The following is a 24,723-nucleotide window of genomic DNA, read 5'->3' as shown; positions in this document are numbered from 1 at the left end:
CCCGACCATAGATGGCATCCAAACCGAATCAACTATTTGGTTGGTCAATACAAGTTGGCAACCCAACCTGTATATCGCGTAACCCTACAGTGCAATTATCTAAGCTCAATTATCTCACCCCAATTGTCTGAGCAATTGTCAAAGATTTTCTATGCTGCGATCCACAACTTGTTGAGGGCTGATTGTTTCAGCCAATCTAGAAACTGAGTCCGATCCGGTGCTGACATATCTTGCAGCACATCGTTCACTCCCTCAGCGAAGTCCGTATTGCCAAAATATGATTTGCCCAAACGGTGGAGTTCTTGCAATAAGGTCTTGAGATGCTGCTCTTGCCAAGGAGGCACCTTATGATTTTGCAAGGGACTAACGGTCAGCCAATTTTTGATCGCATCAGGGGAGTCTGCCTGGGGGAAGTTTCCCTGCTGAAATACCTTGGCGATATCTTTCTGAAACGATGTGGCTTGCCTTGCGCCTAAGAGATCCTCTACATCGAAGTAAACTGCTTGGAGAAGCAGCAGACAACCCTGCGCGAACAGCGGTGCTTTGGCTGCTTCATTACCTGCCGGTTCTTCACCGGCAAGCTGATCTAAACGGACTTTTCCCCAGACGCTATATCTATCCGGCTCTTCCAGCAGAACGCACGCTTTGCCTCGGTTGTCGGTTAAGTCCCGCCACAAGGCTCTGGCGTCTTCTGCTTGCTTGCCGTTGAAGGCGCTGATCAGGCGAAAAGTCTGCCCCTGATAATTGAGAATGGGAATTTGTTGATCCCGTTTTGGGTGTTGAAAATTGGTTATTTCAACATCCTGCCGTTTCAGAATAAACATGACACTGCGATTTGACTCCTGTCATGGCCGAGGTGCTGTGCTTTTGACACTCCCCATGCCTAAAGGCGAGGGGATTCTTGATTCAGCGAGTCCACTTAAATTAGCAGGATTGCTCCCGATCACCCAGAGATGGTTCTCTCCTCAAGCGTTTCGATACTTTTTTGCTAACAAATGCTAACAAATATCTGAGCTGAGATAGTCTCTCAGCCTGGGCGTATAAATCAATGCACGAAGGAAAATCCCCCGCGCACAATTTACGACTGCTGTACTGGCAACGCTTGATTTTCGCGCTCTTGCCGAGCGGGCGATTGACTGTTTTGCTTTGATGCCGTAGAGGAAGCTTATAGATAGGCTTCTTACCATCAGGGATTTTCACCTGAGTCTTTCAATCCTAGTTCTACCACATTTTTCTCAAATATCAAGTCGAGCAGAATGTTAGCAAACATAACTCAATATCAGCTAATTAGTCGTTGTGGCTCAACTCATGCCTAAAATCAGGGGACAATCTCGGGTTTTTCGGTTATGCGGTCAGCGTTTTAGGCTTTGGCACTATCGAATATTAACATAATCAATAGGTATCTCCGAAAAAGCACCTGTGACTCTTGTCGTGTCTGAGCGCGGACTTAATTTCTGAAGATATCCCATCGACCAAATATTTGGGTTTCCACTCCACCTCCAAATACTTTACCCGAGTTCACGTCCTACCTAGTTTTGATTGTAAATTTACAACTATGCTGTTTTCTGGTGAGTCCCTCCTGCTTTTGTGAGATACTGTCTTGAATGCACAGGCTCTCTCATCGCCTTGGTTTTTTTTCCCCGAGCCATCGCGCTCCACGCCGTATTTTCGTACCTCAAACCGATTTCTGGGTAAGTCCTAAGATAATTTACTTGCTAGATCGCACACTGCACCGATAGAATAATGTTGTTAGCTATTTTTGAGTTGGGTGCGTAACTCAGTTGGATAGAGTAGCTGCCTTCTAAGCAGCGAGCCGCAGGTTCAAGTCCTGCCGTACCCGTTACACAAACCAATATTATCAAGCGTTTCAGCAGTTTTATACCGCAAAGGAGAGAGCGGCTCAAACCTTATTTGTTGTGCATTTGTTTCGCATTTGTTGTGCAATTGTTGTGCAAGACGAATGCACAACAATTGCACAACACTGCCTATTCGGGTCAGGTGGTATCCCGGCATCCTGTCGGTAGACACGGGTTAACTCTCCGAACCCACTATTTCCAAGAACGTCTCCACGTCTGCCAAGTCCGCTCTGGATTTTTTGCGCCGCGCTTTCAACTGGTTGAGTAAGTCGGCTGACTCTGGAAAAACTGCCACGGTCGGAGCTGAGTTTTTATTTGCTTCCCGTGAGCGCTGCGCTTCCTTGACTTCTTGCTCCAGCATCTGCACCTTCAGTCCTAAATTACGGTTGCGGTCAAGCACACGGTCAAGGCGATCGCTCGCAACCTTGTCTACAGTTCCACCCGATTTGTAGACAAATTGTAGACTTGACGCTGTTGTTGCTTCGTGTAGACAAGTTTGTAGACAGCGTGTAGACATCTCACGGCACACGAGCTAAAAAAGTAGATTAAATCACTTGACACAGTGCTTGAAAGTTAAACGAGTCCCTGTTAGGGTGAAAGGAGATTCAATCACTTGTAACGCGTGAATCATGTCTAATCCCAACGGAAATATTCAAACTTTAAAGCCTTACGAGAGCAAGTGGCGATCGGGCAAAACTCAAACCATCAGAGTACCCGTTGCCCTCGCTGAACAGATACTGGCGGTGGCACGTCAGATGGATGCAGGTGATTCACCTGTGACAGAGGATGAACTTGTTATTAGTTTGACAAAACTTAGGGACAAAATAGAGGCTAAAGAACCAGGGTACAAGGTCAACTCAGCCAGCAAATTGATATCTGCTCTCAAGCTGATTTTTGACAAGCTGTAGACACAAAAATCCCCCAGTTAAGGGGGATGAGATTGAACCTAGTCAACGGCTTCCAAGTCCTTGGGGTCAAGCCGTGTAGTAAAACGTCCGTCGGGCTTTAAACAGGTAATTTGTCTGTATTGGTCAATGTCATCCACCACCAACTCTAGACCCGCTAGCTGTTCGGCGTACTTTGTCCCGATGTAACGGACTCGGAGTCCTTTATTGGCAGGTACGCTCTTGGGCTGGGTTAGCATTTCCACCAACTTTTGCCGCTCGCTGTCGGTAAGTTGAGAGAGTAAATTGCAAACCTGACTAAAAGGTGAGGAAACGTCGGTTCCATCGGTTCCACCGCTCTGTATAAGAGTTTGTGCGGTTCCATCGTTGGTTCCAGTATTTTTTGGAACCGACGATGGAACCGCTGTATCCCTTACTGCATCTACTGGAACCGATGGAACCGATGTTTTTACAGTTTTTGGGCAAACTTGAACAAATCCAATTCCAAGCAAATATCTTTGTCCTCTTCGCTCCATTTCATCGCGCTCAAGATATTTACACACTTGAAGCTTAGGAAAAATCTCGCTAAGCCTTGATGACAACTGGTTTATAGCTTTCACCGGAGCGTCATACTTATTGGAAAGTTCATTCCAAATCAGCTTCTCTTTGGTGGCGCTAGCCTCTCTCTCTAGAATCCCTGCATCCTCATACCAAGCTTGCAATCGCTCCCACAAATCTTTAACCCAGACACGACCCCCAGACTGAACCTCCAAACCAACCTCGCGCGCAAACTGCCACAAGTGCCGGCTTCCCTCCTGAGCTTCCCGCATCGCCTCACGGGTCGCCTTGTAGTCAATCCCCTCTTTCAGCAGCAGTGGCAACCGCTCCAACATCTTGTTAAGCATCGCCGGTGCAATCCGCTCAAGGATGAAGTTCTCATCATCCTTGAAACGTGGGTCAGCTTCCAACTCACCCTGAGACGGGTCAGCATTGTGCTTGTAAGTTTTCTTGAAACTCAGGATGCCGTAGCGGTCATCAATGGCGGCTGTCCCTCCAGTGATAGAGGGTAGTTTGTTGCAGTTGGCAAGAAAAATAGCAGCAGGTTTGTACTCATAACCATCCTTGCCCTTGCGTTCAATATCAAGAATGTCACCTGTAATTAACTGCTTAAGGCTCTGGATGGTGTCGAGGTCTACTTTTGCAGTATTCTCGGAAGCCCAATTACAAATACTTCCTTCAATTCCTGCCAGAGAGAACTTGCGGCCATTGTCATAGGATTTGAAGTCTGACAGCGACTTCCCGGTCATCCCCCGCCCAAAGACAGCGGACAACACAGCCCGCAATGTATCTTTACCGTTAGACCCCTCGCCGTGGCACAGCAAACCTTTAACGCCCCGTCCCGTCAGCTTGGAGCGGACAAGCTTCAAATTCAACGCAGCAGCAGCAGTCCGCAAAAATACCTCACGCTGCGACGACTCCAAGCATTCCAAAAGGCGATCGCAATCCGTCGAGTCAATGTCAGGGTCATACTTGCAGCCAACATAGGTATAGACCTGGTTGGGGTCATGTGGCACAAACGAGTGAGAACCGTCAGGGTTAATTTTCACTACCCCGTTAGAGCAGTTCAAGCCGTCAGGATTTATTTTGTTTGGGTCAACCCAGTTCTGATCGATAACCCACTTCAGTACCTCGGTTCCGTTACTAGACCTGGCTCGGTTGTTGACCCAAACACCCTTTACCTTCTCCGCGTAGGTATTGAGCCAGCCACCTATACGGCGCTTTTCCTCGGATTCCGATCGCAATTCGTAGTGACTGCCGACATAGCGATAAAGCTGACCTCCAATAGCTTTCCAGTGACCGTCTGAGTAAAGTGCAGCCTCTGCCTTCTGGACGAAGTTTTGTAGTGCAGTCGGCGCTGTGTCTGGGATGTAGTCATTTTCACTACTGTCATACTTCTGGCATACTACTTCTTCTCGCGTGCGCGGGTGAGAAGTTAGAGAATTTAGTATGTCTTGAACAGTGACTTTTTCGCTGTCAATCCAATCTTTGACATCCAACCCCTGACTCTTTGGCAAGTTATCCCAAGCCCCAGAATCGGGATAACAGTAGAGCCACTGAGCACCGGGGAAGTGTTCGGAAAGTTTAGCGGCATCCTCCACACCGGGGATATCGCGGTCAGGACAAATAACAACCTTTGCACCCTGTAAATCGCTTGTGTCAGTGATTCGCCACTTACCCATGCCGCCGATGCTGGTGGTAGCCGCCAAGCCTAAATCCCAGAGAGCGTCGGCACACGATTCGCCGTCAACGATAAAAATGTAGTCGCCGTTTGCGATCGCCTTTTGAGCCTCGGCATAGCGGTAAATCGGGATACTGGCACGCTGAACATCCCCTAGCTTCATTACCCAGTCATTCTTGTTTTTGTCCCAGTGCTGCTGATTAATCTTCTTCTTGCGTCCGTCTCCATAATCAGTCCGCTGCACCCTGACAAGCGGAAAACCGTCGCGAGCGGGATAGGGGAAGCAGCGAATTGCAGCGGGTCGAATGGCTTTTTTCTCTGAAGCCTGAGCGTAGTAAAAATGCCCGTCATCGTCATGCTTCGTGGTTTTTTCCCAACCAGTAGCGGGCGGTTGGTCGCGGTTGCAGACTGACAGATTGCCGATGAGGTAGCACCAGTCAGGCTTGCCGCAGTGGGCGCAAGGATTGTCTTTGGTTACACGGATAAGATTGCGGGCGCTTGAACTTTGCCCGTTAGTCGAGTTAGTATTGGAAGACATGGAAATTTTGCCTTTTCTATGGGTGAATCCTTAAAACCGTTGCGTGTAGGTACCAATTACGAGCAGCGGTTTTTTGGTGGGCTTTTACAAGACTTGAAGAAGTTTAAAAGCGTAATTGGCACCGCCTCGCTAGCTACTAGCAAGTGCGGGTAGGCTATCTGTCAAGCTGACACCGATTAAGCCATTGCAGAATTTAGGAATGAGAATCAGAGCCTTTAGTAGTTGAGCCAGACTTTTTAAATGCTTTGCTACACAAAAAACTTTCGCCCATCTCAAGCAATCGGCATTGACCGCCCACTGTCTCCAAATGTTTCGGTAGGGGTAGTGCTTGATAACTAACCGTCGAAACTCTTTTTCTCTGCGACGAGCTTCGATTCTTTCTCTAGGGGTGAGAGGGCGTGTGTCCATGCAAAATATTTTAAATTACGGATTGGAAGTATGGGACACGCATCTTAGCTTTGAAGGTACTCTGACCGTACTCTGACAGTGTACGAAACCCTACGGGTTTCGGATTTTGACTACATACCGAAAAACCACGAGCTAAGCCCCCTCGCAACCCGACCATACTTTGACCATACTCTGACAGCATGGGAAACCCTACGGGTTTCCGACTTTGACTACATACCGAAAACAGGCTCGAAAAACTCTCTGTCATTTGCTCTAAAATCCCTCGCGGTTTGACCGTACTTTGACTGTGCTCTGACTGCATCACAAACCCTACGGCCTTGTGAATTTGTTTACACACAGAACCAGTGCAGTAAATTCTTGCTCGTTGTGTGCTAAGCGTTGCTGCTTTTTGCTGTTTAGGTGTGTACCGGGTATCACATAACCCGGTTGGACGCGGCCGGGAGGCAGGCCGTAAGCCAGCCCCCTCCCGGCCCACATTACTGCTGCCCTTCGGCAGGTGTGTTTGAGATAGGATTGGGGGCGCTTACGGCTTCGAGTAGGTAGTCGTATTGTCCGTATTCCTCCCGTGGCTTATATTTTTGACCTTGCGCCCACTGCCAACCCCAGTTTGTAAGCGTAGTGAGGGTAGCATCTATTTCTAGCAGCGTCCCCGTCAAGCGCATATTTACCAGTTGCGTTCGTTCAGTCATCGTTGGACTCTCCCTCAAATTGGTTGATTAAATCCTGTAATTTCACCTTACCTTCTGCAAATTTTCGCCCCTTCATTTTGAGAACGTTCTCAATAATCCAGGTATTAGTTTTACCAGCTTCCCGCGCTTCCTTGATTTCCGCATACAGCTTCCCAGCTAGTTCATGGGAATCATCGGTAGTGGTAGTTATTGCGACTTCCACTTCTTCCTCAGACTCAGAGCTGTAGAGAGCTTCCAGGGTTTTCCGGGCTTCTTCCACATCGGTAGTCGGTGCTGCCAAAATAGCTTCAGCTTCCTGCTGTCTCTGCTGCTGACTTACATAGGCGCTGACGGCGATTTCATCCACCACATCAGCAGTAATTGCCCTGGTTTTGATTGCCTCAATTTCCCCTTGTTCAGACAGTTCGCGGGCGATGTTGCCGGCCGACACCGCACAAGCAATCGCAGCGCACAAACTGACACCTTGCAGCGCTTTGTGAATGTCTAGCTTTTTGTCTAGCACTGCTAGCGGTGTTAGCCACAACATAATAGAAGACGCGCTCAGCACAAACAGTTTTAGCTGCATGATTCCCCCTCAAATAACTTACTTGAATGATTGTTGATTTCGCTAGCAGCTTTCTCAAAATCAAGGTTTTCAGCTCGAATCGCTTCTTCCAGAGCAGCGGCAACTCTGTCTTCAAATTCGTACTGTAAATCTGTAAAATTCCAATCAAAAATTGCACAGTCGTCTTCCTTTTGTCGCTTAGCCCTTGCGTATTCTTTCAAGTTTTCAGCTTTTATTTCTTCGACAAATTGCGAGAGAAGATTGATAAAATCTTCTGTAGTCAAAAAATCTAGCTGCATAAAAACACCCCCAAACCAATCAGCAGCATCGCTAAACCGCCGATTAAAAGTGCTTGTAAATCGGCAACTGAAATCTTGAGTAACTTGCTCAGAGAGTAGTCAAGCAACCAACTCAGTCCCCAAGCAATTGCAATTGCCGCTAATAGAAATAAAACCGCTTTCATTGCCATCGGATGCAAACTCGCTATCCACCCCAAAAGGGAGGAAGCGACGCACCCGGCAACGAAGTAGTTTGTCAAGTACATCGCTTTCATTTAGTTAGTCCCTCCGGTCAGCTTGGCTTTGATTGCATCAATCCGAGTGCGGGCATCTGAATCCGCTTTGTCTATCCCCAAGCCCAGGCGAGCGTAACCGGGACGCAAGCCGTGTAATTTCTTGGCTAAGCCAGCATCAGCGCGCTTTTTGCCTAGTTCGTTTTCAGCAACCGCTCCCTCATATTTCCTGTGTTCCTTGTGTACGGTTTTGTCGGCCGCTTCAATTTTTCCTAGTGCTTTGTAAGCGCGCTTCGTTTGCTTTGCACAGTCGGTTTTTTCCTTTGCCAACTCTTTCAGTTTGTCAGCTTGTTCGCGGTCAAAGTAGCGCGGTGCTGGCACAACTGGAACGCTACGAATGCTAGAGAAGTTACCAGGATTTAAGGGTGTGATAACGCTTGTGTCAGTGCTTGCCAGTACCTTAGACTTGTCGATTGCGTGTCCGCCGTCGTTGCTGGTGGCTAATTGGTTGTTGTCAGATTTACCGCCGAATAGTCGCAGTTGTAAGCTCATAATTTTGTCCCAATTTGAATGTTGACTTTGACAGGGGGCAATAGATTGAGTGGGTTGATTTGTCGCCAAAAATTCATAGCCAGTACAAAGACCCCCACTGATGCGAGCAAGAATGCAATGAGTTGAGCAAAATCAACCCAGTCTAAAAAATTGATGGAATTTTGAGGGGTAAAGCTGCACACCGGGGACAAGCCATCATTTATCCATCCACTTGTGTCAGGCGATTCAGTCAGGGTATACAAACAGTCCGACGGATTGCGACGGATTGCGACTGTTTCACCCTCTAGCACTGTGTCAGGCGATTCAGCGCGGTACAAGCAGTGGGGAAGCGTGAGACTGTCTGGGACTGTGCCTGTGTCAGTTTCTAGCACTGTGTCAAGTGATTCACTGTGATTGTCCTGAGTGTTGACAGCACCGGCAGCACCGGCTGCATCTAAATCTAAAAAAGCGTCGGAACCTAGGTCATCAAACACTGTGTCAGGCGATTCACCGTCAACAAGATAAAACTCTAACAGCGATTCCCATGTAGCAGTTTTGCTGAGTTTTCCAAACTGTCTGGCGTCTTCATTGGTGAAGCCCCGGTCAAAGGCGATCGCCCTTAGTTTGTCAATGCGGCGGTAGTTGATGGCGGGCTTAGTCATGACTGACAAGCCTCAAGCTAGACTCACAAATCAAAGCTTCATCAAACATTGGGTACATCCAATCGGCAGCATCGCCGGATGTCCAATTGATAATGTACTCCCACGCCTCATTTTTTGGATTCCAGCAAACCCCCATTATTTCGCCAAATTCAGGAGGAATATCATACTCCTCATCCTCACCGAAATCCAAATCCCCGTCATCCCAAGGGCTGAAGATTTGGTCGCCGATAGCGAACTTAGGTGCAGGGTATTTCTTGGGGAATTCAAAAGCTGATTGACTGCGTGGCACAAAAAATAGCAAACCGGCCGATGCGATTTTTTGCAATAACTCGCGACAGGGAAATGTAAAGTGTTGCGATCGTCCGCAAAGACAATCGTCTGAAAGTGTCATAATTATTCGGCTCCAAACGTTGTTAGAAAACGGTTTGGGGAAGTCGTAGTTTGCCTGGTGTTGGAAGCACCGTGCAAACCGCGCATATCAAATCTTCCTTAGTTACTCACGATTGCAGACTTACAATCCCTTGTCAACACCGGGACTGTAAAGTTTTGTTTCGCAAAAGTTGCCCCTAGAATCAACATCCTAACAGCATCAAAGCGGGCGTAAATGCTCCAAAATCTTGTTATCTAAATAGTGGGAATTAATAATACTTTCCGACGTATCGCACCAGCGAGCAATTACCGCAGACGGGATACCTTGCGCCAATTGTTCGCTAATAAAAGTATCCCGGCAAGAATATGGAGTAGTAGGTTTGTAACCCGGTTCCCGCGTCTTGTCAGTGATAGGTACAACTATCTTGTGCCAAGCTCTTTGAGAAAAATTGCTGTAGTTAATTGCCTCCCCAGTTGGAGAAGAAAAAACCAATTCTTTAGAGTCAAACTGTTGTGGCTTAATTGACACTAAAAGCTCTTTCAACTCATTATTGCAAGGGAATTTTCGGTGTTTGTTATTTTTACTCCCCTTACTCTCAACAGCTTTGCCCTCAATGAACTGAATGCTGCTGTTGAACAAAACATAAGCACAGTCTGGCGAGACATTCCCCCAAGTCAAGCCAATAGCTTCGCTAGGACGGCAACCCGTTAAAAACCAAAACTTTACTAATGGGTAATATGTGTGGTAACAGTGTCCGGGCTTATTTTTGTGAGACTCAAAAGCTTGTAGCACCAGCAACTTTTCTTCAGTGACAAAAGCATTAGGGGTGGGGTCATTCTGCCAGTTGTACTTAGGTAAATCATTAGCCATGTCTTTGTAGGGACTAACAGGCAAAATAATTAACCCGTGCTTGATACCCCAATTAACAGCAGCATTTAAGTGGGTGAGAATGCGCTTAGTCATGTCCCCCGTTGTTGTCTCTAAAAGGACTTCGCGAACTTCTAGCGCTTGCAGAATATCCGAAGGACACTTGGCTATGTGTCGCCCCAACGTAGTCCGCAAGTAGTGCAAAGACTTTGGCTTGAGCGCACCCTGCTTGTAGTTTAAATATTTGTCCCACAACTCTTGCAGCGTCAGACTTGTTGCCCCAAATTTAGCCTGTACCAGATTACTGCTGTGTTTGTGGGGCTGGACAGGCTTGTATTTGCTTAAATCATTTGGGTCAAACATCCCAGTCAGGATGTCAAGCTCAATCTGCTTAGCCTTGCATTCTGCGATCGCCCGGTTTTCCAAAGTATCCGCCAGACCGATATACAGAAACGTATTTTTACCGGAATAAAGCTCGCGGGGTAAATGAAGACGTAGCATACCTCGGCTTGCCATCACTCCGACAGTCCCCTTTTTCCGACGCTGAGATTGGTTTATTTGCACGATTGCGCCCTCAACTCTACAGGCTTACAATATCAAAATGTTGTGCATTTGTTGTGCAATTGTTGTGCATCTTGGTTTGGTTGTGCGTGACTAAAGGTTGAAAGAATTACATACAAAGGGATTCAAGAATTTGACACTTCTGCCTTCTAAGCAGCGAGCCGCAGGTTCAAGTCCTGCCGTACCCGTTACACAAACCAATATTATCAAGCGTTTCAGCAGTTTTATACCGCAAAGGAGAGAGCAGCGGAAACCTTATTTATTTCGGACTTGTTTCGGATTTGTTTGGCCTACTCAAATCCGAAAAACACTCACATCCGTGAAAAAGCCCGGCCTGCCAAACCGGGGCTAATTTTCCAGCTTCCCCGATCGACACTGCAAGTTTTCTGAGTTAGTTCTGGACGCGTAAATACCAAAGAAACCGGGTTGTTACCAGTTTTCAAGGTCGGGAGGCAGTATTTTCGCAATAAACACCCGGCTTCTGACCACCCGTGCGTAAATTTTATGAGTATGTGTTTGCCACAGCCCATGTAATATCATAAAATGTGTATTGTGTCAATATCCGACCGCCTGCGATCTGAAAACAGCCGCGCGCGGCGGTTGTGGCCCGAGTAGCCCTCAGGGGTTATCCTTAGTAATCAGGCTAGTTTCCGACAGGTTTGGATATGTTCCCAGCAACTTTATTTCATATTCCCCAAAATTTAATGCTATTACTCGACCGCGGCGCGATCGACCTATTAAAGCCCCTATTGGCGCAAACAACCGGAATGCCTATAGTTGCATCGGAAAATACGGCAACCATTGCGCTGGTATTGGTTGCTCTGGGAATTCTGGGTTGGGGATTTTATCGGGCCAGACCTTTTGGCAAACTGGGAATTTTGGCTTGGTTGCAGTCAGTTGCACTGATGAGCCCCTGGCTGCTGTTCTTTGGTTTGTTCGCCGCCGGGATTTACCTCAATCTAGTTGCGGTATTGTTGCTGCTCGTGGCATCCACGGGATTGTACATTTATCTGGGCAGGCAATTGCGCAAGGCTGCATCCGATGCAGTGCTGCCGCGCCCGGATGCTGCTGAGGTAAATTCCCAAAGCGATGATTTCTCAGCCCCTGACTCGCAGCCGACACCAGCCAAACAAATTATTAAGATCGTCACAGCGCCACCGGCAACTAATGAATTAGAAATAATTCCCGTTCCAGTTGAAGACCTCAAGGCAATTAAAGGCATCTTTGGCATCGATACTTTCTTTGCCACAGAAACGATTCCCTATCAAGATGGGGTAATCTTGAAAGGCAATCTCCGGGGAGACCCAGAACAAGTACACTCGCGTTTGACGGCAAGTTTGCAAGAAAGATTAAACGATCGCTACCGCCTATTCTTAGTAGAAAATCAGGACGACAAACCGGTAGTTATTATCTTGCCCAGCACCAACGACCCTCAGCCAACTACCGTATATCAAAAAATCCTAGCAGTCGTGCTGCTGTTGGCAACAATTGCTACCAGCTTGGAAACAGGCGGTTTGCTGCTGGGTTTCGATTTCTTTAACTCGCCGACTAGATATCTAGAAGTTCTGCCAATGGCAGCCGGAATTTGGGCGGTTTTAGGCTCGGGCGAAATTGCTCGCCGAGTGCTGGCAAATCGGTACAATATTCGCTTGAGTTGGCCGTTTTTTATACCAACTTTGCAGATAGGTTGTTTTGGGGCGATCGACCGTTTTGAGTCGCTGCTGCCCAACCGTAAAGTTTTGTTTGACATCGCTTTTGCCGGGTCAGCTGCTGGCGGAATAGTTTCTCTGCTAATGCTGGTAACGGGTTTGCTGCTGTCTCACCCCGGCAGTTTGTTTCAAATTCCCGCAGAATTTTTCAAGGGATCGGTTTTGGTGGGAACTTTGGCAAAAGTGGTTTTGGGTTCGGCTTTGCAGCAGCAGATTGTTGATGTTCACCCGCTGGTTGTTATCGGTTGGTTGGGCTTGGTAATAACGGCGATTAATTTGATGCCGGCGGGACAGTTGGACGGCGGTAGAATCGTGCAAGCCATCTACGGTCGAAAAATAGCAAGTCGCGCTACTTTGGCGACGTTTGTGGTGCTGGCCATCGCTTCTTTAGTTAATCCTTTGGCTCTGTATTGGGCGATCGTGATTCTGATTTTACAGCGGAATCTGGAACGGCCGAGCCTCAACGAGCTGACTGAGCCTGACGACGCTCGCGCGGCTTTGGGTTTGCTAGCTTTGTTCTTGATGATTGCTGCGCTGTTGCCTTTGACTCCGGCTTTAGCGGGCCGTCTGGGCATCGGAAACTAACAGCAGCGGTGCAGCTTTGGTAATAGGCTCTTGGGTTGCGGTAAATTAGTGAAATCTAGGAATTGGGCGATCGGGTTCTTAACTACTAATTTCCAATTAAGATCCCCGCCCCAGGTTATTTCTCTCTTACCAAAAGTTGATTTTTGGACAACCCAAAATTTGTTTAAACTCGATCGATAAAGTAAAAATAACTTATCTAAGCATATAGGATAAAGTCATGGCTAATCAACTTCCTCCTGTATTGGTAACTTTTGATGCAGATGTTTTGATGGCTGGTAGAACCCAAGTGTGGCAAGAATATGCCAAGGTAGGAACTTGCTATATCCCGGAAGTAGTGTACGACGAAATAGATCGTCTGACAGGGCAAGCGGTGGAAAAAGCTCAAGAGCAAGTAGCTAGAGAATTTATGCGCTTTTTTGCCGACAGCGGCTGGATAGCAACTGACGCTCAGGAAACACACCGAGCTCTGGAACCTTCGATTAAAAATCAAAGCAAGCCAGCAATGCTCGTAGTGGCGACGGCTCAGTGCGTTTACGGTTTGGCTCAAGAACACCCGGAGGGATTGGTGATTTTTGTGTCCAACAGCCAGCCTCTACTGAAGCGGCTGGCTTCTGTAGGCGCTACGAATCTCTGCGGGATTACCGGGGCAATGCTGTTAAATTGGGCGAGGAAAGGGGAACGCCCGCCGGCGGCGACTCAGCAATTGCAAAGTTTGATGCGCACCCTCGCCGAACGCAAATTGACTCAGCGCTCTAACAGCAGAATTCAGGATGCTGCGGTTGGCAAAACCGGGACTTCTGCTAGCAAGTTAACCGAGACGCGCGGCGCTTCTGAATTGAAGTCGCCCAGCAGTTTTACTAAAACAAATAAAACGGGTTTGACTGCCAGCAGCAGTGCGAGTTCGCGCCCCAAAAAGCCGCCCCGCAGTCGCGAGGAACCTAGAGATTACGAGCCGGCTGTATATCGTATGAAACATATTACGCCTCCGGCAAAAAGGGGCAGCGGTTTTCTGTCTGGTGCCTTAAATTTTTTGGGAGCCTTATTTTTCTTGACGGTAGCGGTGGGTATTTTGTGGCGAGTGTTCGATGTTAAGGGTTTTAGAAAGACTTTTGTGCCGGCTCTACCGCAGCCTGTGCAACAATTTGTTAAGTCGATCGACCCTAAATAATCTGGTTTTCTGAAAATTCTACCTTCAGCTCCGGCTAACTTGTGCCTTCGGTCATCGTTAATCTTCCACCTTCGGAAACCGGGATAGCAGGCTTGGTAAACAAATGGGTTCGCTCCACTAAAGATAGCGGTAATGTGCTTCTGGCGCACTATACGGTTAGAGTTGCTGGCCTTAGTCCGCTGGGAATTTTCAAGGGCTACTATCGAACAGAAGATGAACGCTTCGCTTTAACCGCTCCAAAAATTCATCGCCATGCTCAACAGGAACGAAATAATTAGTGGATTAGCACTGGCTTTTGCAGGTTTTACTTATGCTTTAGTCTTTTTTGTTCTTCTTCCCTTCAGACAGTACGATTATGCAGCACCAATTGAGGCAATAGCAATGGCGATCGCTCTGATTGTAGCAATGAATTGGCTGCTGTCTTCACCTTTGCTAACTGGGTTGAGTTGGGTCGCTGGATTATATGGTTGTCAGTTAGTCCTCATGTTTTTTGGTAGCGTGTTTCTGAAAGATGGGCTGTACCTGCCAAATTTGTTATTTTTTGGAACTGCGATCGTAGGAGTTGCGAGCCTTTATACCAGTTTTTCACAACAAAAAACAGTGCTAATTGTGGCTTGGTATACGGTATTTTTCATAGCTTCAATGTACTTATTTTTGCTTGGCGGCTATGCGATCAAAGGCAAAAATCCTTTTCATAGTTCTTCTACCCAGATGCTGCCGCTGTTGAATCAAAGGGTAGAAATTCTCACCGACAATCCCAAACAATTGTATTTGAATGGTAAAACTGGCGAACTCACGAATATTGACCGTTATGAGGTGACAGTGAAACTAGATTCTGGAGGAGACGAGACATTGATGTGGCCCTATGTCGATGTTTGGTGGGAGGATGTCAAGGCTGCTAACTAACAGAAATGCCAAGACTTATAAACCCTAAATAATTTTATGTCTCTGATATTCTCGCTTTCTCTTATCTCTGCTTCCTCTGCGGTTCATTCACTATTTAAAGCTGGTGCTGTTCCTTCTACAGGTCGAATAATGGCCGGTTTATTCGTAGATTGTTGCTGAAAAAGTGCCTTGAGTGCCAATTCAAGATTTTCTGCCATGACTATGCGGTTTTCATAAACAGCAATAACTCTGACTAAAGTTGGCAAACTATTGCGATCTGCTTCTAAATAAAGAGGTTCTACATACAGCAAAGATTGTTCAATTGGAATGACTAATAAATTTCCTTGAATTGCTTTGGAACCTTGGCGATTCCAGAGAGAAATTTGTTCTGAAATAACCGGATCTTGGTTAATTAAAGCTTCTATTTGTTCCGGGCCGTAAACTAATCGCTGTTTGGGAAACAGATACAGCAGCAATTTTCCGTAATTGCCACCATCAGATCGCCCTGCAATCCAAGCAATTAAATTGTTGCGACTTACTGGAGTAAACGGGAGCAGCAAAATAAATTCTTCTGCTGTTTCTGTTGGCAGTTTCGTAATCAAATAATACGGTTCTACGGGCTGCTGTTCGCTGCCATAAATTTCGTTGGGAACTCGCCACAAATCCTCCCGATTGTAAAATACTTGCGGGTCTTCCATATGATAAGTTAGCAAGCGTTCGGATTGAATGCTCAACAAATCTACGGGATACCTAATATGTTTGCGGATAGCCAGAGGCATTTGGTCAAGGGGTTTAAAGAGTCCAGGAAAGATACGAATCCAACTTTCGATCATCGGATCTGACGGGTTAGCAACGTAGAAGTCCACAGACCCGTTGTAGGCGTCAATGACGACTTTTACGGAGTTGCGGATGTAGTTGAATTCATTTTTGCCTGGATCGGAATATGGGTAGCGGTCGCTCGCTGTATAGGCATCCATAATCCAGTAAAGATAGTTGGAATAATTATTAGTTTTTGAGGAAGAAGGCTGCTTTTTAATACCAATTCTACCCCCGTCTTTTTCTATATCATCTTTATTAAGATTGGCGTTGGCTACTACCAAATACGGGTCAGAATCGTATCTTAAAAAAGGAGCGATTGCGCGGACTCTTTTGTTAATATTTCGGCGGTACAGCAATTTAGTTTCTGGCATAAAATTGCGGGTAAGCGCCATTTGCCAATTTTTGAGATAATTAGCAAACAGCAAGCGCCGCCACATAGAACCGATCGCAATTCCTCCCCTACCGCTGTAAGTATTGTAAACATTGTCTTCGCCGCTGGGATAGTCGAATTCTTTGACTTTTGTCTGTGTCATCGCGTCGGTATTGGTTACTTCGCCGTAGTAAATTCGCGGATACGCCAGGGGAATACTGACTCGAATTTGATCGCTGGTTATTTCCAAAGCAGTCTCTCCTTTCTGGGCTGCCACTCCAATATCTTTGACAAAATAATCGGGTAAACCGCCTACACCGACTGTATTTACGGGAGAAAGAGTAAAGCCGTAACCGTGAGTGTAAACTAAGTGTTCGTTCACCCAAGTTTGAGCTTCGGGGGCAACTGCTGTGTAATCTAATTCCCGCGCTGCCAGAAGCACTTGTTGGCTTTCAGAATCTCTCTTTTTAGCTTTTTCGTTTTTGATGGTGTAGCGATCGATATCGGCATCAGGAAAGGTATAATAGGGTCTAATTTGCTGTAACTGCCGGTTGGTTTTCAGTAGCGGTCGCTTGTCCCAGAGGCGGATGTTGCTAATAGTCAGTTGATTTTTTTCTAAGTCTTTATATGTAAGTTTTCCGGCTGGATCGAAAGTTTTTATTTCGATTTTTGTGAGGTCAAAGGCTTCTTGAGTAAAAGCAATACTGCGCTGGATGTACGGCTGTTCTCGTGCTAGTTCGTTGGGTTTAACTATGAGTTGCTGCACAATTTTTGGCAGCAGTAAACTCCCCAAAAAAATCAAAGCTAGCCACCCTAAAAGAATTTTTTTTATGAGTTCATTCTTAATTTTGAATTGGCAAACCTGGTACAGCATCAAAAGTGCGATCGCCCCTGCCAAAATACTCAAAAATCCATAGCAGGGCAGCCGCACCGTCACGTCAGCATAGTTTGCCCCGTAACTAACGTCTCCCCGGGAATACAGCAATGCGTAGCGCCTTAGCCAGTAGCTGAATGCGGTGGCTAGCATTAAAGCTGCACCTAACCCGTACAAGTGCCGCTGCTGCGATCGAGAAAACCCCAAAAATATCCCTTGAATCAGGCTATTTCCAGACAGCAAATATGTTAAAGCACAAGATACTAAACCGTACAAAAATACAACTGTCAGCCAGAATCCTAGCAACTCTAAGATTGGCAAAATAAATACATAAAAGCTAATATTTTGATTAAAAAGAGGGTCGGTTATGTTAAAATTAGTAGGGTGGAAATATTGCAAAACTTTTGTCCAGCGACTGACGGCAATCACCCCGATCGCCAAACTGAGAAAAAGGGCGATCGCCCGCAGCCAAAAATCAGGCTTAATTGCCACAGCTAACATTGTTCCCAGCAGCAAGCCCAACTCCCACCAGCGAGAAAATAGCTGCACCCCTATTTGCTGGATTAAGTCTAATCCCAACTGCACGGGCGGTGCAGGCAAATTGTCAGCTATACCGAAATAGGTGAGGCTGTTTGCAGCTAACAGCCCGCAGTGAATTGCGGTCAAAGTTGCGATCGAACTCAATCCGAATACCGCCAACAGCAGCCAGGGAAAGGTAATTTGGGATTTAGCAACAGGTAATTCGTAATTCTTCGCCGTTTTGTTTGCCCTCTGTGAAGCGAATAGTGCCGCCCCCACCGGCGATTTGATTTCCTCGGCGGGATGTTGCAGGCGGCGGGCTAAAGCCAAATTTCCGAACAAAAAGGCAGAAGAAACAGCAATTGCGATCGTCCCCAGCAACCCTTGAGTTTTCAGCTTTAACAGAAAAACCTGAAGATATCCAACTTCTTGAAACCAGAAAATTTCTGCCGCAATGCGACACGCAAACTCAAAAACCAGCCACAGCCCTACAATCCATAAAATTAATGGATAAATTCGCCTTCTTAAAGTCATAACAACGAGCTAAAAGTAGGGACATGACATTGCCCATAGGTGTCAACTTAACCCGAAATACCGCTATTAGACCTAAGTCCTTGGCTAATAGCTCGAGTCCTCGCTATGAAGACTAATTACTAATCAGTTCTTCAGTCCTCTGCCAGAGGAATTGAGCTTTGAGGGAGGGATTGAAACCCTGCCGCACTGAGAGTTTAAGGCTAAGTTGACAGCAATAGACAAATGCCTGAGTCCCTACAAATATAATTTACAGTCAAGGGAATTTGAATCGAAAAAACTCCAGTTAGCTGTACTGTTGATTGACATCCACATCCAAATTAAACAGCGTCTGCAAAGTTTGCATCGCTTGCCGCCGCGCCTCAATATCCTGCTGAGCGCGCAACTGTACCATCGGATCGTGCAAAATTTTATTCACAATCCCCCTTGTTAAAGATTCAATCACATCTTGATGTTTCTCCGAAAATTCAGAGCCCAGACGCGATAAAGCTTTTTCTAACTCTTGTTCGCGAATCAATTCTATCTTATCCCGCAAACAGCTAATAGTAGGAACAGTTTCCAGACTGCGCCACCAGAGATCAAAAGCCTCTACTTCCTGTTCCAGGAGGCCCTGAGCTTCCATTGCCATTTTGCGGCGGCTTTCGTGATTTTGAGCTACCACTGCTTTCAAGTCGTCCACATTAAACGACTTCACATTAGCGAGTTCCTTCGCATCAGCATCGACGTTGCGCGGCACCGAAATATCCACCAACATCAAAGGGCGATTCGGGTCTAAAACTGTTTCCAATTTAGCTTTATTTAACAGCGGATCGGTAGCGGCCGTACTGGTAAAAACCAAGTCAGAATCGGCAATTACCTGCATCATTTCCGAGAGCGGATATAGGTGCAATTGAGCATCTTTAAAAAGGCTCGCCAATTCTTCAGCACCTCGGGTCGATCGATTTACGATCGAGATATGGCTAGCTCCTTTTGAGAGCAAATGCTGCACCAAAAGCCGCGACATTTTGCCAGCACCGATAATAGCAATCCTGCTGCTTGCTAAATGCTGACCTTTCATTTGAGCCAATTCTGCCGCCGCCGAACTGATCGAAACCGCACCGGTACCGATGCTAGTTTCCGTGCGAACTCGCTTCCCTGCTGTGAGAGCTTGTTTGAACAAGCGTTCTAAAATTCTGCCTACACCTTTGTACTGCTGGGCGAGTTTGTGAGTTTGTTTCACCTGAGCCAAAATTTGTCCTTCTCCGAGAACCAAACTGTCGAGACCAGAAGCCACTCGCATCAAGTGCATCACCGCATCTTCGTGCAGCAAAATAAACAGGTGAGGGCGCAAAGACTGCAAAGGAACTTTACTGCATTCCGAAAGGAACTGAATAACCTCTCGCACACCAGGCTCAGACTCACTGGTAACAATATAAATTTCTAAGCGGTTGCAAGTGCTGAGGATGGCAACCTCTTGAATGTGGGGATAGCCGCGCAATTGGGCGATCGCTGCTTCAACTTTCTGTTCTGGAATGCTCAGTTTTTCGCGAACTTCAACCGGCGCTGTTTTGTGGCTGAGACCTACGACTGCAATATTCATATCTGTGATTTGTCACTATTTCTTTCTTAGTTGTTAACAGTCACCTGTTATTAGTTCTTAGTTTATCGCTAATTGCTAATCACCGGCGACTGTTAACCGTTAACTGTTAATTGTTAACATTTAACTGTTAACCGCTAACTAATCACTAATTCAATTGCAGATTTTTCGGCTGGTCAAACATATGGATTGTATCCACAAACCGAGCAGTTTTCGACTGAGAAGAAATTACCAAACTTTCAGTTCGAGCGCCGCCGCCAAAGAAGCGAACTCCATCCATCAGCGTGCCGGGAGTAATCCCGCAAGCTGCAAACAGAACTGTTTCTCCAGATGCCAACTCTTCAGCATTGTAAATCTTGTCCGGGTCTGTGATCCCCATCTCTTTCAGGCGAGCGATATTGCTCTCTTTGCTTTCACCGATCAAACCAGTTTTGACAACTGCTGGATCGTAAATTAACTGTCCTTGGAAGTGACCGCCCAAGCAGCGCATTGCTGCTGCGGAAATCACGCCTTCGGGTGCTGCACCAATACCCATAAGTGCGTGGATGTTGGAACCAGAAAACGCGCAAGAAATCGCTGCCGAAACGTCGCCGTCGCTGATCAGCCGAACTCTTGCACCCGCTTGCCGAATTTCATTAATTAAATCTTTGTGCCGGGGGCGATCCATCACCACCACCACCAAATCTTCAATACTGCGGCCGAGGCAATCAGAGATAATTTTGAGGTTTTGGGTTGGCGTTTTGCGAATATCTACATGATTCTTAGCAGCCGCAGGAGCAGCCAATTTGTTCATATAGAAGTCCGGTGCAGCAAACAAACCTCCTTTTTCAGAGATTGCCAAAACTGCCATCGAACCGTTTTGACCGTAAGCAACTAGGTTAGTTCCTTCGCAGGGGTCAACAGCGATGTCAATTTCGATCAATTCATCTAGGTTGCAGATTTCTTTGGCATCTTCGCGGGTACAAATACCTACTTGTTCGCCGATGTAAAGCATGGGTGCGTCATCGCGTTCGCCTTCGCCGATCACGATGCGACCGCGCATATGAATTTTGTTCATGCGCTCCCGCATGGCTTCTACAGCCACTCTGTCGGCTTCGTCTTTCTCGCCTTTGCCCATCAAGCGAGCGGAGGCGATGGCTGCCTGCTCAACTACTTCGATAATCTCTAAACCGATTACATTGTCCACGAACTATATACTCCCAACTAAGTCCTGCGTGCCTTGTGCTTTTTGCACTACCAGCCATCAAGCTTATCAGAAAATTGAGTTTAAAACCCCGTCATAAGCTTGACGGCTTTTGTAAAGTTTTGAGAACCAATCAAAAATCCTATGCTAGACAGTGTAGCATAAGATGGGAGGTAGAGTCATGCTAGTTTTTGAGTTCAAAGCCTACGGAAAACCCAGTCAATTTGTCGCAGTAAGTGAAGCGATTCGTACCGCTCAATTTGTCCGAAATAGCTGTATTCGGCTATGGATGGACAACCAAAAAGTGAATAAATACGACTTAAATAAATACTGTGCTGTGTTGGCAAAAGAATTTCCCTTTGCTTCGGAACTTAACTCAATGGCTAGACAAGCCAGCGCAGAGCGAGCATGGTCTTCTATCTCCCGATTCTATGACAACTGCAAAAAAGGAAATTTTGGAAAAAAAGGATATCCACAATTCCAGAAAGACTGCCGTTCTGTTGACTACAAAACGACTGGATGGAAACTTGGCGATCGCAGGAAAACCATAACTTTTACGGACAAAAAAGGGATTGGAAAATTAAAACTGAAAGGAACACGGGATCTACAATTCTACCAAATTAATCAAATAAAACGGGTGAGATTGGTGAAACGTGCAGATGGTGTATACGTTCAGTTTTGCATTGATGTTGACAAACAGGAAAATATAGAACCCTCTGGTAATAGTATTGGGTTAGACGTTGGGGTGAAAGAATACTACACCGACTCTAATGGAATGACGGTTGAAAATCCTAAGTTCCTCCGCCAAGGTGAAAAAGTTCTTAAAAGTTGTCAACGTCGTATCTCTCGAAAAGTTAAAGGTTCAAAAAATAGAGGCAAAGCTAGACAGATTTTAGGTAAGCGCCACCTCAAAATAAGTAGGCAACGTAAAGACCATGCAGTGAAACTTGCAAGGTGCGTAGTTCGGTCAAACGACTTGATAGCTTACGAAGATTTGAGAATTAAAAATATGGTAAAAAATCATTGTCTGGCTAAGTCTATTAACGATGCTTCTTGGTATCAGTTCCGTATCTGGATTGAATACTTTGGCAAAGTATTTCAGAAGGTGACGATTGCGGTTAATCCGCAATATACAAGCCAAGAATGCTCTAGTTGCGGTGAAATTGTGAAGAAAACGCTATCCACCCGAACACACGTTTGTGAATGTGGTTGTGTGATAGATAGAGATGAAAATGCAGCTAGAAATATCCTAAGTCGGGGATTGGGTACGGTAGGGCATACCGGAACCTTTGGTCTTGAGCCAAGGAACTCTTTAGGAGATGAGACCTCTACTTTGGTTGGAGAAATCCTGCCTGAGCAAGTCATGTCGTAGATTAAAGAATCCCCGTGCGTGAACGCTGGGGAGTGTCAACAGAGGCGGGGATCTGCGAGAGCGTTGGGAGTTGGTTAGTTTGTATTAACTTTTGCTTCTTTGAGTCGGGGACTGGAAAATTGAGTGAAAGGAGAGGGGAGTGGGAGATGGGGAGAGTCGCCATCCTTGATTTATCGTAACAGTTGCCTCAGTCCTGAAGTGTCAAGATGATAGCAAATCAAATTTCCGGGCCAAAATCCGGACGCACTAGACTTTATAAGCGAGAAGCAATAAAAAATGATGATGAAAGCCCAAGATATTATGACCACAGAAGTTGTTACCATTCGCGGTTCGGCAACTGTAGCTGAAGCGGTGGCGATGATGAACGAACTGTGTTTGCGCGCGTTAATTGTGGAACGCCGCCACGAACAAGACGCCTACGGGATTGTCACGGAAACGGATATTGTTTACAAAGTAACAGCCTACGGAGTAGACCCGCAGAAAGTCCGCGTCTTCGAGATCATGACCAAACCGTGCATCACGGTGAATCCCGACTTGGGCGTGGAATACGTGGCGAGGTTGTTCGCCAATACCCGAATCCGCCGAGCTCCGGTGATTAAAGACAAACTGCTGGGCATTATTTCGGTAACGGATATCTTGACAAAAAGCGATTTTGTCGAAAAGCCGAAAAGTATTTTATTTGAGGAAGAAATCGAACAGGCGATCGCGGATGCCAGAACTATCTGTGCCGAGAAAGGCGCTACTTCTAGAGAGTGCGCGGTAGCGTGGGATATTGTAGAGGAAATGCAGGCTGAGGCTTCTCACCAGCGATCGATAAAGCTTGAAAAAACGGCTTTTGACGAGTATTGCGAGGAAAATCCCGAGGCTGCTGAAGCGCGGATGTACGAGAGTTAATTTAGTCATTAGTCATTAGTCATTAGTTATTAGTTATCAACTCTTATTTAGGGATTGATAACTAATAGCTAACAACCGGAAATAGCTGGTTTTCGGCGAGCCTCATGAAAAATAAAAATCTTAAGTGTTTGGCCCAATCATACAAAACACGTTCAGCTTGTTCCCATCAAGATCCCGAAAATATCCCGCATAAAACCCCGGCAACACGCCTCTTGGCCCCGCAGCTCCTTCATCCTTAGCCCCAAGTTCGATCGCTTTGTTATAAACTAAGTTGACTTTTTCTGGACTGTCAACTTGAAGAGCTATCATTACTCCATTGCCAACAGTTGCTGTGTTACCATCAAAGGGTTTTGTAATAGCAAGTGCTGGTCGCTCTGGAGAAACGCTCCATGCGATAAATCCGTCGAATTCCATGAATCGTCGAGCGCCAATTTCAGCAAGCAAAGCATCATAAAACTTGGCTGCACTTTCAATCTCGTTGGTACCCAGTGTAACGTATCCAATCATATTTTGTCTCTTCTAACTGATGTTAAGATTAAAAAAATGTTTGAGCAAATAACAACTGAGTTAAACTGCCACTTAGAAAACCCAAGCTACAACTCAAACATTATTTTACATCATAACTCAAACTATCTCGGTTTTGTCCGCTCCAATGATTTATTGCCGATCGCTAATACACTCGGGACTGTCTCTACTTGGACTGTTGACGATCGCACTTACGGCCTTTGCTTTCATAGCTTCGGAAGCATAGGGCTTTAACAAGGGCAAAACTTCCTGAGCATTTTTAACTGAAGGATCGAGCCACTGTTCCCAATCGCTGTCGGGGAGAATCACCGGCATTCGATCGTGCATCGGCTGCACTGTTTCGTTAGCCTCGGTAGTAATTATACTGCAAGATACAATGTTTTCTTTTTCTGGAGATTCCCAATTTTCCCACAAACCGGCAAAAGCAAAAGGTTCGCCGTCTGCCTTTTGAAAATAGTAAGGCTGTTTGTTCTTTCCCTGCTGCTGCCATTCGTAAAAACCATCAGCGACTATCAAACATCGCCTGTGCTTGATGGCGCTGCGAAAAGCAGGTTTTTCGGCTACTGTTTCCGATCGCGCATTGATCATCTTGCTGCCCATTTTCATGTCTTTTGCCCAACTTGGAATCAAACCCCAGCGCATAAATTGGAACTGTCGCTGCATTGGCTTTTGAGAAACTGTGACTGTGGCAACTGATTGAGTTGGGGCGATATTGTATCGCGGTTTGATGTCGGGAACTTCCGACAGTTTGAAGAATTCGGCGATGATTTGCGCTGAAGTAGTTAAAGTGTATCGTCCGCACATAATTTATAGTTGGTATTAACAAAAAGCTAGATTGCGATTTACCGTTGGGCGGGGCGGGTTGTCGAGATTATTGGTGTTAGGCAAAGATGGTTTGTCAAACCCGCCCTTACGAGACATAGCGATTTACCGTTGGGTGGGGGCGGGTTTTCGAGATGATTGGTTTGAGGAAATTATTGTTGGTAAAACCCGCCCCTTGTATCTTAAAAGAGTCAGGCGATAGATCGCTACGTCAGTCAGTCGATCGCGACA

23 protein-coding genes and 1 tRNA gene are annotated in these 24,723 nt (G+C 46.3%); 7 read left to right on the top strand and 17 right to left on the bottom strand.

Annotation, left to right across the window (positions count from 1 at the left end):
• Positions 1-149 precede the first annotated feature (149 nt).
• Positions 150-824 (bottom strand): Npun_F0813 family protein, encoded by a 675-nt coding sequence (locus QUB30_RS25505; protein ID WP_333339274.1) that lies wholly within the window; start codon positions 822-824, stop codon positions 150-152.
• Between the two features lie 942 nt (positions 825-1,766).
• Here QUB30_RS25505 and QUB30_RS25500 point away from each other — a divergent pair.
• Positions 1,767-1,840: transfer RNA gene (locus QUB30_RS25500), tRNA-Arg, on the top strand.
• A 191-nt stretch (positions 1,841-2,031) separates the two neighbouring features.
• Here the strand turns inward: QUB30_RS25500 and QUB30_RS25495 are convergent.
• Complete coding sequence (locus tag QUB30_RS25495; protein WP_333339272.1) at positions 2,032-2,373, bottom strand: hypothetical protein; 342 nt, start codon at positions 2,371-2,373, stop codon at positions 2,032-2,034.
• 112 nt (positions 2,374-2,485) lie between these two features.
• On the opposite strand from QUB30_RS25495, the gene QUB30_RS25490 reads away from it, so the two are divergent.
• The gene (locus tag QUB30_RS25490) at positions 2,486-2,764 is read left to right on the top strand and encodes a hypothetical protein (protein WP_333339269.1); all 279 of its coding nucleotides are present in this window, start codon (positions 2,486-2,488) and stop codon (positions 2,762-2,764) included.
• A 38-nt stretch (positions 2,765-2,802) separates the two neighbouring features.
• Here the strand turns inward: QUB30_RS25490 and QUB30_RS25485 are convergent, their stop codons facing one another.
• The 10 genes from QUB30_RS25485 to QUB30_RS25440 all read right to left on the bottom strand — a co-directional run bounded on the left by QUB30_RS25485 (position 2,803) and on the right by QUB30_RS25440 (position 10,600).
• On the bottom strand, positions 2,803-5,517 hold the full coding sequence (locus QUB30_RS25485; RefSeq protein WP_333339266.1) for a DUF5906 domain-containing protein: 2,715 nt from the start codon (positions 5,515-5,517) through the stop codon (positions 2,803-2,805).
• A 129-nt stretch (positions 5,518-5,646) separates the two neighbouring features.
• The gene (locus QUB30_RS25480) at positions 5,647-5,925 is read right to left on the bottom strand and encodes a hypothetical protein (protein WP_333339263.1); all 279 of its coding nucleotides are present in this window, start codon (positions 5,923-5,925) and stop codon (positions 5,647-5,649) included.
• 476 nt (positions 5,926-6,401) lie between these two features.
• A complete protein-coding gene (locus QUB30_RS25475) occupies positions 6,402-6,614 on the bottom strand; it encodes a hypothetical protein (protein ID WP_333339262.1) in 213 nt (70 codons plus the stop codon).
• Positions 6,607-7,179 (bottom strand): hypothetical protein, encoded by a 573-nt coding sequence (locus tag QUB30_RS25470; RefSeq protein WP_333339259.1) that lies wholly within the window; start codon positions 7,177-7,179, stop codon positions 6,607-6,609. The genes QUB30_RS25475 and QUB30_RS25470 overlap by 8 nt, the downstream gene beginning before the upstream one ends.
• Positions 7,170-7,457, bottom strand: a complete 288-nt coding sequence (locus QUB30_RS25465) for a hypothetical protein (RefSeq protein WP_333339257.1) — start codon at positions 7,455-7,457, stop codon at positions 7,170-7,172. Before QUB30_RS25465 ends, QUB30_RS25470 begins: the two co-directional genes overlap by 10 nt.
• Positions 7,448-7,711: a hypothetical protein gene (locus QUB30_RS25460; RefSeq protein ID WP_333339253.1), complete on the bottom strand. Its 264-nt coding sequence runs from the start codon at positions 7,709-7,711 to the stop codon at positions 7,448-7,450. The genes QUB30_RS25465 and QUB30_RS25460 overlap by 10 nt, the downstream gene beginning before the upstream one ends.
• Entirely contained in the window at positions 7,712-8,221 is a 510-nt protein-coding gene (locus QUB30_RS25455; RefSeq protein WP_333339250.1) for a hypothetical protein, read from the bottom strand. It abuts the gene before it with no gap.
• Positions 8,218-8,862: a hypothetical protein gene (locus tag QUB30_RS25450; RefSeq protein WP_333339247.1), complete on the bottom strand. Its 645-nt coding sequence runs from the start codon at positions 8,860-8,862 to the stop codon at positions 8,218-8,220. Before QUB30_RS25450 ends, QUB30_RS25455 begins: the two co-directional genes overlap by 4 nt.
• Positions 8,855-9,253, bottom strand: coding sequence for a hypothetical protein (locus QUB30_RS25445; protein ID WP_333339243.1), 399 nt, complete (start codon positions 9,251-9,253; stop codon positions 8,855-8,857). The genes QUB30_RS25450 and QUB30_RS25445 overlap by 8 nt, the downstream gene beginning before the upstream one ends.
• Before the next feature lie 198 nt (positions 9,254-9,451).
• Positions 9,452-10,600, bottom strand: a complete 1,149-nt coding sequence (locus QUB30_RS25440) for a tyrosine-type recombinase/integrase (RefSeq protein WP_333339241.1) — start codon at positions 10,598-10,600, stop codon at positions 9,452-9,454.
• Between the two features lie 827 nt (positions 10,601-11,427).
• Here QUB30_RS25440 and QUB30_RS25435 point away from each other — a divergent pair.
• From QUB30_RS25435 to QUB30_RS25425, 3 genes are all read left to right on the top strand, one after another.
• A complete protein-coding gene (locus QUB30_RS25435; RefSeq protein ID WP_445300549.1) occupies positions 11,428-12,954 on the top strand; it encodes a site-2 protease family protein in 1,527 nt (508 codons plus the stop codon).
• Between the two features lie 217 nt (positions 12,955-13,171).
• Positions 13,172-14,122 (top strand): PIN domain-containing protein, encoded by a 951-nt coding sequence (locus QUB30_RS25430; protein WP_333339234.1) that lies wholly within the window; start codon positions 13,172-13,174, stop codon positions 14,120-14,122.
• Positions 14,123-14,374: 252 nt separating this feature from the next.
• Entirely contained in the window at positions 14,375-15,028 is a 654-nt protein-coding gene (locus tag QUB30_RS25425) for a hypothetical protein (RefSeq protein ID WP_333339231.1), read from the top strand.
• An 83-nt stretch (positions 15,029-15,111) separates the two neighbouring features.
• On the opposite strand, the gene QUB30_RS25420 is transcribed toward QUB30_RS25425, so the two are convergent.
• From QUB30_RS25420 to glpX, 3 genes are all read right to left on the bottom strand, one after another.
• Entirely contained in the window at positions 15,112-18,123 is a 3,012-nt protein-coding gene (locus QUB30_RS25420) for a UPF0182 family protein (protein WP_333339228.1), read from the bottom strand.
• A gap of 283 nt (positions 18,124-18,406) precedes the next feature.
• Positions 18,407-19,699: a glutamyl-tRNA reductase gene (locus QUB30_RS25415; protein ID WP_333339225.1), complete on the bottom strand. Its 1,293-nt coding sequence runs from the start codon at positions 19,697-19,699 to the stop codon at positions 18,407-18,409.
• A 145-nt stretch (positions 19,700-19,844) separates the two neighbouring features.
• Positions 19,845-20,882: a class II fructose-bisphosphatase gene (glpX, locus tag QUB30_RS25410; protein WP_333241171.1), complete on the bottom strand. Its 1,038-nt coding sequence runs from the start codon at positions 20,880-20,882 to the stop codon at positions 19,845-19,847.
• Positions 20,883-21,060: 178 nt separating this feature from the next.
• On the opposite strand from glpX, the gene QUB30_RS25405 reads away from it, so the two are divergent.
• Together QUB30_RS25405 and QUB30_RS25400 are read left to right on the top strand one after the other, a co-directional pair.
• A complete protein-coding gene (locus QUB30_RS25405) occupies positions 21,061-22,251 on the top strand; it encodes a transposase (protein WP_333339222.1) in 1,191 nt (396 codons plus the stop codon).
• Positions 22,252-22,527: 276 nt separating this feature from the next.
• A complete protein-coding gene (locus QUB30_RS25400) occupies positions 22,528-23,145 on the top strand; it encodes a CP12 domain-containing protein (protein ID WP_333339220.1) in 618 nt (205 codons plus the stop codon).
• Positions 23,146-23,265: 120 nt separating this feature from the next.
• Here QUB30_RS25400 and QUB30_RS25395 read toward each other — a convergent pair whose 3' ends face one another.
• On the bottom strand, positions 23,266-23,652 hold the full coding sequence (locus tag QUB30_RS25395) for a VOC family protein (protein ID WP_333339216.1): 387 nt from the start codon (positions 23,650-23,652) through the stop codon (positions 23,266-23,268).
• 150 nt (positions 23,653-23,802) lie between these two features.
• A complete protein-coding gene (locus QUB30_RS25390) occupies positions 23,803-24,474 on the bottom strand; it encodes an SOS response-associated peptidase (RefSeq protein WP_333339213.1) in 672 nt (223 codons plus the stop codon).
• Between the last annotated feature and the right edge of the window lie 249 nt (positions 24,475-24,723).

It is taken from the genome of Microcoleus sp. BROC3 (assembly GCF_036702515.1).
Classification (GTDB): Bacteria; Cyanobacteriota; Cyanobacteriia; order Cyanobacteriales; family Microcoleaceae; genus Microcoleus.
The sequence above is the reverse complement of the archived record's forward strand: the minus strand, read 5'-3'. Positions and strand labels throughout refer to the sequence as shown.